We start from the raw sequence: 13,463 nt of genomic DNA, 5'->3' as shown, positions 1-13,463 counted from the left end.
TGAAGGGAAACCGAAAATGTCCGAAGACCTGTTGCGACTGGGCGTCATCGTCGGCAGCACCAGGGAGGGTCGCTTCGCCGGGACGGTGGCCGGTTGGTTCGCCGGCCTGGCGGAGCAGCACCCGGAACTGGACGTCGACCTCATCGACCTGGCCGAGCTCGAACTCCCCGCGGTGCACCCGGCCGGACCCACCCCGGAGCTGACGGCGTACACCGGCCGGCTGGCCGCCGCGGACGCGTTCGTCGTGATCACCCCCGAGTACAACCACGGCTACCCGGCATCGCTGAAGTACGCCATCGACACCGCCGGCGCGGAGTGGCAGACCAAGCCGGTCGGATTCGTCTCCTACGGCGGGATTTCCGGCGGCCTGCGGGCGGTCGAGCAGCTCCGCCAGGTCTTCGCCGAGCTGCACGCGGTGACCGTCCGCGAAACCGTGAGCTTCCACGGCGTCTATGACCGCTTCGACGAGTCCGGCAATCCCAAGGACGAGACGGGCCCGGCGGGCGCGGCGAAACTGATGCTGGACCAGGTCGTCTGGTGGGCGCGCGCGACGAAGGAGGCCCGGATCCGGCGCCCGTACCGCTGATCGGCCGCTTGTCGTGGCTGCCGGGGCGCGCGAAGCTACCCGGCAGCGGACGACTGCCGTCGTGGAGGTGCGATGTGGTGGTTGCGCGTGTTCGGAACCCTGGTCACCGTCCTGGGCGTCGTGCTCGGGGGGTTGGCCCTGCAGCCCACCGGGACGCTGCCGGTGCCGATCGCCGAGCCGGCCCCGCCGCCGCCTCCTGAGCCCCCACCGCCGCCTCCGCCGGCCGGGCCGCCGGTGCTCGCGGTCAAGGTGGACAACTCGCCGCCGGCCCGCCCGCCGACCGGGATCGGCGCGGCCGACGTCGTCTTCGTCGAACCGGTCGAGGCGGGAATCAGCAGGCTGATAGCGGTTTTCGCGTCCGGCCTGCCGCCGGTGGTGGGGCCGGTGCGCAGCGCCCGGCAGACCGATCTGCGCCTGCTGCCCCAGTTCGGGCATCCGACGCTGGCGTTCTCCGGTGCGGCACCGGAACTCCTGCCGGAGATCGGGCGGGCACCGGTGAACGACGCCTCGCAGGCGAGCGTTCCCGGCGCGTACTTCCGGGGACCGGGCCAGGCGCCGCACAACCTCTTCGTGCGCCCGGCCCGGCTTCCGGCGGGCGCGGGCTGGTCGCCGAACGCCCGGCTGCTGTTCGGCGCGGCCCCTCCCGGCGGCGTGCCCGCCGACCGGGAGGAGGTCGCCTACCGGGCTGCGCGCGTGGGTTTCACCTGGTCGCCGGGTGATCGGCGATGGCTGGTGTCGATGGACGGCCGCCCGTACTCGGCTGCCGACAGCGGACGGCTCGGCGCGAGCACGGTGGTGCTCCAGGAAGTCCCGGTGTCCGCCTCGCCGTTCCGCGACGTGGTGGGGAACGTGTCGCCGTTCGCGGAAACCGTCGGGGAGGGGCGCGCGCTGGTCCTCCGCGACGGCCTGTCGTTCGAGGCCCGCTGGTCCCGGCCGACCCCTGAGGTCGGCACCGCCTTCACCACCCCGGCGGGCGAGCCGATCCCGTTCGCGCCCGGGCAGGTCTGGATCGCCCTGGTCCCGGTCTAGGTGAGCGATTCCAGGCTGGTCAGCATGCCGGTCCATATTGACAAAAAAATTTGTCAATGCCACGGTGTTGACATGCACGATGTGGCGATGATCGACGATCCGGCGGCGGCCGAGGCCTCGCTGGACCCGGTGCGCGCCAGGCTGCTCGCCGAACTGTCCGAACCCGGCTCGGCGACTACGCTGGCGCAGCAGGTCGGGCTGACCAGGCAGAAGGTCAACTACCACCTGCGCGAGCTGGAGCGGCATGGGCTGGTCGAGCTGGTCGAGGAGCGGCGCAAGGGCAACTTCACCGAGCGCGTGCTGCGGGCGACCGCAGTCTCGTACGTGATCTCGCCGAGCGTCCTGGCGGCGGTCGAGCCCGATCCCGAACGATCCCGCGACCGGCAGTCCGCGCGCTGGCTGCTCGCGGTGGCCGCGCGGCTGGTGCGCGACGTGGGCGAGCTGATCGCGGGCGCGGCCAAGGTCCGCAAGCGGCTCGCGACGTTCGCCATCGACGGTGAGGTCCGGTTCGCCTCCGCGGCCGATCGCGCCGCGTTCGCCGAGGAGCTGTCCGGGGCCGTGACGTCGCTGATCTCGAAATACCACGACGAATCCGCTGCGGACGGGCGTGCGCACCGGATCGTGGTCGCTGTGCATCCGACGGTTCGACGAGAAGGAAAGGGTTGATCATGTTCGTTCCGGTGACCAGCATCCTGGTCGACGACCAGGACAAGGCCTTGGCGTTCTACACCGACGTGCTGGGCTTCGTGAAGAAGACCGACATCCCGGCCGGCGACGCCAAATGGCTGACCGTCGTCTCGCCCGACGCGCCGGACGGCGTCGAGCTGCTGCTCGAACCGGACGGCAACCCCGGGATCCAGATCGACGGCAAGCCGGCCGGGCAGGTGTACAAGAAGACGCTCTACGACGCGGGCATCCCGTTCACCATGCTCGGCAGCACGGACCTGGAGAAGGACTACGCGCGGATGAAGGAACTCGGGGTCAGGTTCACCCAAGAGCTGACGAAGACCGATTTCGGCGCGCAGGCGGTGTTCGACGACACCTGCGGCAACCTCATCATCCTCGTCCAGCAGGGCTGATCGCGGTGGACGAGCGCCGGCGGCTGGCGAAGGAGATCGAGCTCGCCGCCACCCCGGAACAGGTCTGGCAGACGATCGCCACCCCGGAGGGCATGTCGGTCTGGTTCGTGCCGCACGAGCACGCGGGCGAGGAGATCGAGGCGGACTTCGGCGGCGGCAACTCCCAGGCCGGCCAGGTGCTGGAGCGAGAGCCGGGCAGGCGGGTCGTCTACGGCGCGCCCGGCCCGGACGGCGAACCCCCGATGACGCTCGAGTTCCTGGTCGAGGGCAAGGAGGGCGGCACGACCGTGCTCCGGCTCGTCCAAAGTGGATTCTTCGGCGGCGATGACTGGGAGGCCGAGTACGACGGCTTCGGCAAGGGCTGGGACGTGTTCCTCAACAACCTCGCCGAGTACTTCCGGCACTTCCCGGGGCTGCCGGTGGCCAACGTGGTCGCCACCGGCTTCACCGAGCGACCCGGCGAAGCGGTGTGGGCGGACCTGATCGCGCGGCTCGGCGCGGATCCGGTTCTCGGCGAGCGGGTGCGCCTCACCCCGGAAGGGCTCGAACCCATCGAGGGCGTGGTGGACCTGCGCGGCGAGTCGCTGCTCGGCATCCGCACCGAGCACGGCCTCTACCGCTTCATGGCCGACGATCTGCACCACATGGTGAGCACGACCCAGTACTTCTACGGCGTCGAGGTGGACCGCGAGTCCCGCAGTGCCGCCTGGCAGTCCTGGCTCGACCGCATCACCGGGCACTGAAGGCCGCCTTCGGCCGACCACGCTCTGCCAGGCCGTGGGCCTTCCGGGGCGCCGCGAGTGGTTTGGGTTGCTATGGCGCCCAAACCACTCACGGGCCCGTGCCCCTCTCGCGTGGAACGGATCAGGCGAATTCGAGCAGCGCGTGGACCGGCAGGTGGTCGGACGGGAAGTAGCCGTCGCGGCGGTAGGTGTTGATCGCGGCCTGCAGCACCCGGAAGTGCCCGTTGTGCAGCAGCCAGTCGATCCGCTCCTTGCCCTCGACCGGTTCCTTGTAGGCGCCGAAGGTGCCCCACGCCGGGGTGAGCCGCTCGGCGGCCGTCGCCCAGCTGTCGGCCAGCCCGCCGCCGGTCAGGATCCGGAAGGACTCCGACGTCTCGGCGGGCGTGTTGAAGTCGCCGGTGAGCACGACCGGCAGCGCGGCGTCGAAACCGGCGATCCGGTCGCGCACCAGCTGCGCGCTGCGGCGGCGGGATTCCTCCGACTGGTGGTCGAAATGCGTGTTGACGTGGACGAACTCGCGGCCGGTCCGGCGGTCCAGGAAGCGCACCCAGGTGACCATCCGGACCACGTTGTTGCCCCAGCTCTTCGAGCCGATCACGTTCGGCGTGTCGGAGAGCCAGAAGTGGTCGTAGTCCAGCGGCTCGACCCGGCGGGTGTCGAAGTAGATCGACATGTACTCGCCGCGGCCGCCGCCCTCGCGGCCCAGCCCGATCCAGTCGTAGTGCTGCGGGAGGTCCGCCCGGACCTCCTTCACCTGGCTGTACAGCGCTTCCTGCACGCCGAGCAGGGTCGGTTGCTCGGTGTTGAGCAGCTCGGCGAGGATCGGGCGGCGGGTGGTCCAGGCGTCGGGGTTCGGCGGCGCGGCCTTGGTGTCGAAGCGGATGTTGTAGGTCATCACGTGCAGCTGATGGCCGCGCGCGGGCCCGATCAGCGCCTTGCCGCCCGGCTGTGCGACCGCCTGGCCGCCGGTGCCGAGCACGCCGGCGACCGCCGCGACTCCCGCCATGCCGAGAACTCCCCGTCGGGTAACACCTGACACTACTGCCTCCTTGATCGTCTGACCGAGATCCTCACCGCCGGAGGCCCGGAAATGGTTGACCGGAAGGCGAACATTGCCGGAATTCCGCGGCGGGTTGCGGGTGTGACCCGGTCGGCGATCGCCACCCGCTGTCGGTGACCGTGGCTAGGCTCGTGCTCATGAACGATCGCCGCCTGCTGCTGGTTCACGCGCACCCCGATGACGAATCCACCGCCACCGGCGCCACGATGGCCCGGTACGTCGCGGAGGGCGCATCGGTTTCGCTGGTGACCTGCACCAGCGGGGAGCTCGGCGAGGTGATCGTCGACGACCTCGCGCACCTGCGCGGAGAACCCGATGCGCTGGGCGAGCACCGGCGCGGCGAGATCCGCGCGGCGCTGGCCGAGTACGGCGACGTCCGGCACCACTGGCTCGGCGGCCCGGGCCGCTGGCGGGACAGCGGCATGGCGGGCGAGGCGGGCAACGACGCGGACGGCTCCTTCGCCAAGGCCGATCCCGCGGAGGTCACCCGCGCGATGGTCGAGATCCTGCGCGCGGAGCGGCCCCAGGTGGTGATCACCTACGACGAGTTCGGCGGCTACGGCCACCCCGACCACATCGGCGCGCACCGCGCGGTGATGACCTCCATCGACCCGGCGGCCGACCCGGACTACGCGCCGGAGCTCGGCGAGCCGTGGCAGGTGTCGAAGGTGTACTGGACGACGCTGCCGCGTTCGATCCTCAAGCAGGTCGAGGAGGCCGGCGTCGAGGGCTTCGAGCCGTACACGGTGCCCGACGAGGAGCTCACGGCGATGGTCGACGGCCGCGACTTCCACGCGATCAAGAACGCCGCCCTGCGGCACTACCGCAGCCAGGTCAACCTCGACGACGGCGGGTTCTTCGCCCAGCTGGTGGCCCGTCCGGAGTTCGCGATGGAGCACTACCTGCTGGTCCGCGGCGAGCGAGGACCCGGATCCGGCACCTACGACTGGGAATCCGACCTCTTCGCGGGCCTCGCCTGACGAGAACCCCCGATTCCAGGGGAAATCGGGAGTCGCGGCGCGGCGGGCCTGGAAACCTCCCAGATCTGGGCGAAATCGGAAGTTCCCCGTCCCGGCCAGGACCGGCACGGGGAACTTCCCAATTTCAGGCAAAATCGGGAAGTTCTCCTGGCCGCCGTGCGGCGAGGTCACCGGATCGTGCGGCGCTCCTGATCCGGGATCGGGGCCGGGTGCGCGGGCCAGGGGCCGAGGTCCGGCAGCGGGCCGAGCGGGGAGCGCTCCGGCGTCCGGCCCGCGAGCCAGGCCGCGAGGTCGCGGGCCCGGCCGCTGATCCCGGGATGTCCGTCGGCGTCGCTGGTCGTCCACCGGCGCGGGCCGTCGGTCTGCCGCAGGGCGACGCCGTCCGGCAACCGGGGAAGCAGGAAATCGACCGCGTGGCAGGAGAATTCGTCGGTCCACTCCTGCGGGCCGACGCCCAGGTCGAGGTCCACCAGGTGGATCCACACCTCCCGCCAGCGCATGTGCACGAGCCCGCCCAGGTCGCCGTTGCGGAACCGCACCGGGCGCGCCCAGTCGTCGGCGGCGGCCTGCGACCACACCGCTTCGAGCGCGGCGGAGTGCCGGGCGATGGCGGACCGGTGTTCGTCGGCGCTGCTCGCGGCGAGTCCTTCGATGATCGCGTCGCGTTCGGCCTGCCCGCCTTCGTAGGCGTCGACCAGCTCGCCGCGCAACGCGAGCTCGGAGACCCGCGCGAACGCTCGGGCGTTGTCGGTCAGGTGGGCCAGCACGTGGCCCCGGCTCCACCCGGGGAGCAGCGACGGCGCGGCGACTTGATCATCGGTCAGCACGGCGAGCGCTTCGCGGAGTCGACGATGGCTCAGCGTGACAGCGTGCAACGGAGGCATCACGCGCCAGGATCCTAGACCCGTCCCGTCGCGGGGCGCCGTCAGTGCGAGTTGTAGCTCTTGTACGCCTCGACGAGCTGCGTCTCGGCCTCGTCGAAGTACTCGTCGAGCCGGTCGGCCGCCGCTTCCATCGAGCCGCCGGTGATCAGGTCCGCGATCGCCCGGTTGAGCGTCAGGTAGGGCTGGTGGAACTCCTGCGGGCGGGACATCACGTGGAACGCCAGGCGCAGCTCGGCCAGCAGCTGCCGCATCGTCTCGTTCACCCGCGGGCTGGCGGCCAGCGCCGCGAGCGCTTCGTGGAAGCGCATGTTCGCGGTGCCGACGTCGCTCCACCGCTCGTCCTCGGCCGCCCGCTCGCCATCGGTGACCGCCCGGTCCACGGTCGCCACCAGCTCGGTCGCCGCGGTGCCGGCCCGGCGCACCGCGCTGGTCTCCAGCAGCCTGCGGATCCGGTACAGGTCGATCACGTCGTCGGCGCTGAGCACCCGGACGAACACGCCGCGGTGGAACTCGTGCACCAGCAGTCGCTCGTGCACCAGCAGCCGGAACGCCTCGCGCAGCGTGTTGCGGGACACCGCGAGCGCCTTGCCTGCGGTTTCCTCGGAAAGACGGGTGCCCGGGGCGAGCGCGCCATCGATGATGCGCTGCCGCAGCACGTCGGCGACCCGTTCGGCCGTGCTGGTGCGGTCCAGCAGCGATCGGTCGGCCATGAGCAGTTCCGCCCACGGGTCCGCGGTGATCAATCGAGCTCCCAACGACGCGCCCAGCAGTTGATCTGAGTGTAACGAGACAGCTCCAAATCAGGTATTGCAGAATTGTTCAACAATTCACTATCTTGACCGGAACTGCCGCTCAGCGGCCCGAACACAAGACCCCTGCCACCGGCTATCGGCCGGTGTTCTGAGTTGATCGGAGGTGCCATGGCTCAGACGACCACGGCCGACGGCAAGTCGTCGGCGGCAAGGCGCAGCACGCTGCTGGGCGCTGTCTTCCTGATGGCCACCAGCGCCATCGGCCCCGGCTTCATCACCCAGACGACGCAGTTCACCATCCAGCTCGGTGCGGCCTTCGCCTTCGCCATCCTGGTGTCGATCCTGGTCGACATCGCGGTGCAGCTGAACGTGTGGCGGGTCATCGGCGTCTCCGGCATGCGGGCGCAGGACCTGGGCAACCGCGTGGTGCCCGGCCTCGGCTACGTGATGGCCGCGCTGGTGGTCTTCGGCGGGCTGGTGTTCAACGTCGGCAACATCGCCGGCACCTCGCTCGGCCTCGACGCGCTGTTCGGGCTGGACGCGAAGATCGGCGGCACCGTCTCGGCCGTGATCGCCATCGGCATCTTCCTGAGCAAGAAGGCCGGGGTGGCGATGGACCGCATCGTCGTGGTCCTCGGCGTGGTCATGATCCTGCTGACCGCGTTCGTCGCGTTCTCCTCCAGCCCGCCCGTCGGCCAGGCGCTGGCCCAGGCGGTGTGGCCGTCGGAGGTCAACTTCCTGTCCATCACCACCCTCATCGGTGGCACCGTCGGCGGCTACATCACCTACGCGGGCGCGCACCGCCTGGTCGACGCCGGGGTGACCGGTCCGGAGCGGATCGTCGACGTCAGCCGCAGCTCCGTCGTCTCGCTGCTGGTGACCGGCGTGATGCGGCTGGTGCTGTTCCTCGCCGTGCTCGGCGTCGTGGCCGGCGGCGTCACGCTGGCCTCGTCGAACCCCACCGCGGAGGCCTTCCAGCACGCGGCCGGCGAGGTCGGCCTGCGGCTGTTCGGGATGATCCTCTGGGCCGCCAGCATCACCTCGGTCGTCGGCGCCGCCTACACCTCGGTGTCGTTCCTGGTGACCTTCTCGGAGAAGCTGGCCCGCGCCCGAAACTGGCTGGTCGTCGCCTTCGTGGCGGTGTCGGCGGTGGTGTTCCTGCTGCTGGACCAGGCGCCGACGACGCTGCTGGTGCTGGCCGGCGCGCTCAACGGCCTGATCCTGCCGGTCGGCTTCGGCGTGCTGATGTTCGTGGCGGCCAAGCGGCGGGACCTGCTCGGCGGATACCGGTACCCGCGTTGGCTGCTGGTCGTGGGTGTGGTCGCCTGGTTGCTGACCTTGTACCTGGGATTCAACTCGATCGGCGGCATCGCCGCGCTGTGGAAGTGAGGTGGGCATGGACCTCAACTCGGACCTCGCGGAGGGCTTCGGCCGCTGGGAGCTCAGCGACGACGAGGCGCTGCTGCGGATCGTCACCAGCGCGAACGTCGCCTGCGGCTACCACGCCGGGGACGCCACGGTGATCCGCCAGGCCGTCGAGCAGGCGGCGAAGCTGGGCGTCGTGGTCGGCGCCCAGGTCGCCTACCGGGACCTGGCCGGGTTCGGCCGCCGGTTCATCGACGTGCCGCCGGTGGAGCTGGCCAACGACGTGATCTACCAGATCGGTGCGCTGGCCGGGTTCGCCCGCGTCGCGGGCACCGAGGTCGGCTACGTCAAGCCGCACGGCGCGCTCTACAACGCGATCGTGCACCACGTCGACCAGGCGGCCGCCGTGGTCGACGCGGTGCGCGCCTACGACCCGTCGCTGGCGGTGCTCGGGCTGCCCGGCTCCGAGTGGCTGGCCCGGGCCGAGCGGGCCGGGTTGCAGGTGTTCCGCGAGGCCTTCGCCGACCGCGCCTACACGCCCGAGGGCACCCTGGTGTCGCGCCGCGAACCCGGCGCCGTGCTGCACGATCCGGACGTCATCGCGGACCGCTGCGTGCGGCTGGCCGCCGGCGAGCCGATCAAGGCCATCGACGGCTCCGACATCAAGATCGACGCCGATTCGATCTGCGTGCACGGCGACAGCCCGGGCGCGGTGGCCATCGCCGAGGCGGTGCGGGACCGGCTGGTGGCCGGGGGAGTGACGTTGGCGCCGTTCGTCACGCGAGGCGCGTGATGCGGTTCCTGCGGTGCGCCGATTCGGGGCTGCTCATCGAGCTGGCGGATCTTGAAGCCGTGCACGCGCTCTTCGCCGTCCTCGCCGAGAACCCGCCGGCGGGCGTCACGGACCTGGTCCCGGCGGCCCGGACGCTGCTGCTGCACCTGGACCCGCAGCGGGCCGACATCGGTGCGGTCGAGGCGGCGGTGCGCGCGGCCGAGCCCCGCGACGGCTCGCGCGCCAGCGGTGACCTGGTGGAGGTGCCGGTGGTCTACGACGGCGCCGACCTCGCGGAAGTCGCGTCGCTGACGGGCCTGACCGAGCGCGAGGTGGTACACCGGCACACGAGCGCGGAGTGGACGGTCGCCTTCGGCGGATTCGCGCCCGGTTTCGGCTACCTCTCCGGCGGCCCGGCGGAGCTGGCGGTGCCGCGCCGCACCGAGTCGCGGACCAAGGTGCCGCCAGGCTCGGTCGGCCTCGCGGGCGCGTTCAGCGGCATCTACCCGCGCGAGTCGCCCGGCGGCTGGCAGCTGATCGGGCGCACCGACCTGGAGATCTGGCGGGTCGACCGCGACCCGCCCGCGCTGCTGCGGCCCGGCGTGCGGGTGCGCTTCCTGGAGGTCGCATGAGCTGCCTGGAAATCCTGGCCGCGGGCCCGCTCGCGACGATCCAGGACCTCGGTCGTCCGGGCCTGGCCGGCATCGGCGTCGGCCGCTCGGGCGCGGCCGACGCCGGCTCCTTCCGGCTGGCCAACCGGCTGGTCGGCAACGACGAAGGCGCCGCGGCCATCGAGGTCACGTTCGGCGGGCTCGCGGTCCGCGCGACCCGCGACCTCACGGCGGCGGTGACCGGTGCGACTTGTCCGATCACTGTGGACGGTCGCGTCGCGGCGGCGAACTCGGTGCTGCGGATCCCGGCCGGTGCCGAGCTGCGGATGGGCGTGCCCGGTTGCGGGCTCCGCAGCTACCTCGCGGTGCGCGGCGGCGTCGCCGTCCCGCCGGTGCTCGGCTCCCGCGCCACCGACGTACTCGCCGGGCTCGGGCCGGAGCCGCTGACCAGCGGCGCGGTGCTGCCGGTCGGCCCGCCGCCCGACCGGTTCCCGCAGGTGGACGTCGCACCGGTGGCGGTGTGTCCGGCCGATGAGATCGTGCTGCGCGTGGCGCCGGGACCGCGCCACGACTGGTTCGTCGACGACGCCCTGACCACCCTGGTCAGCGAGCCGTACGAGGTCACCGCCGACAGCAACCGGATCGGCATGCGGCTGGACGGCCCGGCGCTGGACCGGAGCCGCACCGAGGAGCTGCCCAGCGAGGGCATGGTCGCCGGCGCGCTGCAGGTGCCGCCGTCGGCGCGGCCCACGCTGTTCCTCGCCGACCACCCGGTGACCGGCGGCTACCCGGTGATCGCCGTGGTCGCCGCCGCCGACCTCGACGCAGCCGCCCAGGCGCGTCCCGGGCAGCGGATTCGCTTCTGCTTAAAAAAGGGGTTCTGAAAACACCTTTCGCGGCGGTGCGGGTGGCGAGGGCGCTTCGCGGATGAAGAACGGCCGGAGTTTCAACGGCTCTAGTAGGGAGAATTCGATGACGCAGCCGAAGGCGATGTCGCCGGACCAGGCCCGCGCGGAGTTCCGCGCCGGCCTGTGCGTGCCCACCTCGGGTTACAGCGCGGGCTGGACGCAAGCGAACCTCATCTCGCTGCCCCGCGAGTACGCCTACGACTTCCTGCTGTTCGCGCAGCGGAATCCGCGCTCGTGCCCGGTGCTCGACGTGACCGAGCCGGGCGAGACCAGCATGTCGATCTTCGCCGGCGACCTGCGCACCGACCTGCCCGCGTACACCGTCTACCGGGACGGCGAGCTGGCGGAGGAGCGTGCCGAGGTCACCGACCTGTGGCGGGACGACCTGGTGTCGTTCCTGATCGGCTGCAGCTTCACCTTCGAGGCGGCGTTGCTGGAGGCCGAGGTCCCGGTGCGCCACATCGAGGCGGGCAGCAACGTCCCGATGTACCGGACGAACCGGGAATGCCGCCCGGCGGGCCGGTTGGCCGGGCCGCTGGTGGTGTCGATGCGGCCGGTGCCCGCGGAACTGGTGTCCACCGCGGTCCGCGTGACCTCCCGCTACCCGGCGGTGCACGGCGCCCCGGTGCACATCGGCGCGCCGGAAGCGTTGGGGATCAAGGACATCGACCGGCCCGACTTCGGCGACGCGGTGGAGATCCGGCCCGGCGAGATCCCGGTGTTCTGGGCCTGCGGGGTGACGCCGCAGGCGGCCGTGATGCGGTCCAGGCCGCCGTTCGCCATCGGCCACGCGCCCGGCTACATGGCGATCACCGACGCCAGGGACAGCCGCTTCCTGGTCCCCTGACCGGCTCGCGGATCGGGTGAAAGGCGCTTTCGCGCGAAAGCGCCGATTCGCGTGCGTGTCCGCGCCGGTTTCGCGCGAAAACGCCCCCCGTGACGTCCCCGCGCGGCCCTTAGTCCGAAAAGCACACCTCCTGCGCTGGAGGTTCGTGCATTCTGCGGTGTCCGCCCTCCTCTTCGGACTGTTGACTCCAAGCCGGAGTTCTCAGACGACACAAGGAGGTTCGGGTGGGGGCGCTTTCCGGCCGATTAGGCCGAGCGTTGGCCATCGCGGCGAGTGCGTTGGTCACGGGCACGGCGGTGGTGGCGGGTTCGCCTGCGGTGGCGGAGCCTTCCGGCGTCGCACCGGTCGCCTGGGGCGAGTGCGACAGCGCCGCTCTGGACGGGGTGCCGATCACCGAGCGGTACCTCTACCGCTGCGCGAGCTATCCGGTGCCGATCGACCACGACGACCCGCGCAAGGGCACCGTCGAGCTGGCGATGATGCGCCGCGCGGCGGCCGACCCGGACGCGAAGATCGGCTCGCTGTTCCTGAACCCGGGCGGGCCCGGCGGCGCCGGGTTCAACCGGCCGGTGACCGCGGTGAAGAAGTTCGAACCGCAGGTGCTGAACCGCTTCGACATCATCGGTTTCGACCCGCGCGGGGTGGATCGCAGCACCCGGCTGCGCTGCTTCAAGTCCGCGGAGCAGGCCGAGAAGGTGCTGGGCCGGCTCTCGTCGGTGCCGGTCACGGACAAGCAGATCCGCACCACGATGGCCGCGTTCCGGGACTACGGCGAGGCCTGCGACGACAACGCGGGCGAGCTGCTGCACCACATGTCCACCAAGGACGTGGCGCGGGACCTCGACCTGATGCGCCAGGGCGTGGGCGACGAGCAGCTCAACTACGTCGGCTTCTCCTACGGCACGCTGCTGGGCGCGACCTACGTGAACATGTTCCCGGAGCGCAGCCGCGCGATCGTCCTGGACGGCAACGTGGATCCGCAGTTGCGGACCGCCGACGGCGTCCAGTACGACCGGGAGCGGGCGCAGGGCTTCGAGCTGGCGCTGGACTCGTTCCTGAAGCTCTGCGGCGAGAAGGCGCAGCGGTGCGCGTTCGGCGAGGGCGATCCGCGGGCGAAGTTCGACGAGATCCGCGATCACCTGCGGCAGGAGCCGATCGCCATGCCGGACGGCTCGGAGATCACGCTCGACCAGTTCACCGACTCCGTCAGCAGCGCGCTGTACGCCCCGGACCAGTTCCGGCAGCTCGCCACCGACCTCCAGTCGCTGCACCGGCAGCTGAACCCGAAGCCGGGGCTGGTCCCGGAGCTGCTCGGCCTGCTGAGCAAGCCGACCTCGATCGGTCGCTGGGACGCTCCCGCCGACGCCGCGGCGAGCAGCTACGTGGACGACACGTACTTCGGGGTGAACTGCGCGGACAAGCCGATTCCCAAGAAGCCCGAGGAGGTTCCGGGCATCGCGGCGCAGTGGGAGGCGGAGTCGCCGACCTTCGGCCGGTCGCAGGCGTTCAGCGACGTGGCCGCGTGCTCGAACTGGCCGGAGATCGAACCGGACGTGTACCGCGGGCCGTGGCAGCACCAGGCGGCGAACCCGGTGCTGCTGTTCGGGAACTTCTACGACCCGGCCACCCAGTACGAGTTCTCCCGCCGCATGGAGCAGGAGCTGGGCAACGCCCGCCTGGTGAGCGTCGACTCGTTCGGCCACTGCATCCTGGGGAACAGCTCGTGCACCGACCGGATCGCGGCGGACTTCCTGACGGACCTGAAAGTCCCGGAACCAGGCCAAGTCTGCCAACCGGACAAGCCCCCGTTCGCCTAGGGACATTCACCTCACCTTGCGTGGCGGTGC

General features: G+C 71.1%; 15 protein-coding genes. 12 read left to right on the top strand and 3 right to left on the bottom strand.

Annotated elements, in window-relative coordinates:
* Positions 1 to 16 precede the first annotated feature (16 nt).
* The 5 genes from BLW84_RS31835 to BLW84_RS31815 all read left to right on the top strand — a co-directional run bounded on the left by BLW84_RS31835 (position 17) and on the right by BLW84_RS31815 (position 3,437).
* Positions 17 to 586 (top strand): NADPH-dependent FMN reductase, encoded by a 570-nt coding sequence (locus tag BLW84_RS31835; RefSeq protein WP_093272987.1) that lies wholly within the window; start codon positions 17 to 19, stop codon positions 584 to 586.
* 72 nt (positions 587 to 658) lie between these two features.
* The gene (locus BLW84_RS31830) at positions 659 to 1,615 is read left to right on the top strand and encodes a DUF3048 domain-containing protein (RefSeq protein ID WP_093272985.1); all 957 of its coding nucleotides are present in this window, start codon (positions 659 to 661) and stop codon (positions 1,613 to 1,615) included.
* A 72-nt stretch (positions 1,616 to 1,687) separates the two neighbouring features.
* A complete protein-coding gene (locus tag BLW84_RS31825) occupies positions 1,688 to 2,281 on the top strand; it encodes an ArsR/SmtB family transcription factor (protein WP_177226796.1) in 594 nt (197 codons plus the stop codon).
* Positions 2,282 to 2,283: 2 nt separating this feature from the next.
* Positions 2,284 to 2,694 carry a VOC family protein gene (locus tag BLW84_RS31820; protein WP_093272983.1) on the top strand — a complete coding sequence of 137 codons (411 nt, stop codon included), beginning with the start codon at positions 2,284 to 2,286 and terminating at the stop codon, positions 2,692 to 2,694.
* Positions 2,695 to 2,699: 5 nt separating this feature from the next.
* Positions 2,700 to 3,437 (top strand): SRPBCC family protein, encoded by a 738-nt coding sequence (locus BLW84_RS31815; RefSeq protein WP_093272981.1) that lies wholly within the window; start codon positions 2,700 to 2,702, stop codon positions 3,435 to 3,437.
* Positions 3,438 to 3,558: 121 nt separating this feature from the next.
* On the opposite strand, the gene BLW84_RS31810 is transcribed toward BLW84_RS31815, so the two are convergent.
* Entirely contained in the window at positions 3,559 to 4,476 is a 918-nt protein-coding gene (locus tag BLW84_RS31810; RefSeq protein ID WP_281247470.1) for an endonuclease/exonuclease/phosphatase family protein, read from the bottom strand.
* Positions 4,477 to 4,652: 176 nt separating this feature from the next.
* Between BLW84_RS31810 and mshB the strand changes: the two genes are divergently transcribed.
* On the top strand, positions 4,653 to 5,477 hold the full coding sequence (gene mshB, locus BLW84_RS31805; RefSeq protein WP_093273064.1) for an N-acetyl-1-D-myo-inositol-2-amino-2-deoxy-alpha-D-glucopyranoside deacetylase: 825 nt from the start codon (positions 4,653 to 4,655) through the stop codon (positions 5,475 to 5,477).
* A gap of 167 nt (positions 5,478 to 5,644) precedes the next feature.
* On the opposite strand, the gene BLW84_RS31800 is transcribed toward mshB, so the two are convergent.
* Positions 5,645 to 6,361 carry a maleylpyruvate isomerase family mycothiol-dependent enzyme gene (locus tag BLW84_RS31800; protein ID WP_093273062.1) on the bottom strand — a complete coding sequence of 239 codons (717 nt, stop codon included), beginning with the start codon at positions 6,359 to 6,361 and terminating at the stop codon, positions 5,645 to 5,647.
* Between the two features lie 41 nt (positions 6,362 to 6,402).
* On the bottom strand, positions 6,403 to 7,104 hold the full coding sequence (locus BLW84_RS31795) for a GntR family transcriptional regulator (protein WP_093272977.1): 702 nt from the start codon (positions 7,102 to 7,104) through the stop codon (positions 6,403 to 6,405).
* Between the two features lie 177 nt (positions 7,105 to 7,281).
* Between BLW84_RS31795 and BLW84_RS31790 the strand changes: the two genes are divergently transcribed.
* The 6 genes from BLW84_RS31790 (at position 7,282) to BLW84_RS31765 (ending at position 13,433) form a co-directional block, all read left to right on the top strand.
* On the top strand, positions 7,282 to 8,502 hold the full coding sequence (locus BLW84_RS31790; protein ID WP_093272975.1) for an NRAMP family divalent metal transporter: 1,221 nt from the start codon (positions 7,282 to 7,284) through the stop codon (positions 8,500 to 8,502).
* 7 nt (positions 8,503 to 8,509) lie between these two features.
* Positions 8,510 to 9,271: a LamB/YcsF family protein gene (locus tag BLW84_RS31785; protein WP_177226795.1), complete on the top strand. Its 762-nt coding sequence runs from the start codon at positions 8,510 to 8,512 to the stop codon at positions 9,269 to 9,271.
* The gene (gene pxpB / locus BLW84_RS31780; RefSeq protein WP_093272971.1) at positions 9,271 to 9,882 is read left to right on the top strand and encodes a 5-oxoprolinase subunit PxpB; all 612 of its coding nucleotides are present in this window, start codon (positions 9,271 to 9,273) and stop codon (positions 9,880 to 9,882) included. The genes BLW84_RS31785 and pxpB overlap by 1 nt, the downstream gene beginning before the upstream one ends.
* Positions 9,879 to 10,745, top strand: coding sequence for a 5-oxoprolinase subunit C family protein (locus tag BLW84_RS31775; protein WP_093272969.1), 867 nt, complete (start codon positions 9,879 to 9,881; stop codon positions 10,743 to 10,745). Before pxpB ends, BLW84_RS31775 begins: the two co-directional genes overlap by 4 nt.
* A gap of 88 nt (positions 10,746 to 10,833) precedes the next feature.
* A complete protein-coding gene (locus tag BLW84_RS31770) occupies positions 10,834 to 11,616 on the top strand; it encodes a putative hydro-lyase (protein ID WP_093272967.1) in 783 nt (260 codons plus the stop codon).
* Between the two features lie 224 nt (positions 11,617 to 11,840).
* Positions 11,841 to 13,433, top strand: a complete 1,593-nt coding sequence (locus BLW84_RS31765; RefSeq protein ID WP_245761525.1) for an alpha/beta hydrolase — start codon at positions 11,841 to 11,843, stop codon at positions 13,431 to 13,433.
* The last annotated feature ends 30 nt before the right edge of the window (positions 13,434 to 13,463 follow it).

This window comes from Saccharopolyspora shandongensis, assembly GCF_900106995.1.
GTDB classification, from domain to species: Bacteria; Actinomycetota; Actinomycetes; order Mycobacteriales; family Pseudonocardiaceae; genus Saccharopolyspora; species Saccharopolyspora shandongensis.
The sequence above is the reverse complement of the archived record's forward strand: the minus strand, read 5'-3'. Positions and strand labels throughout refer to the sequence as shown.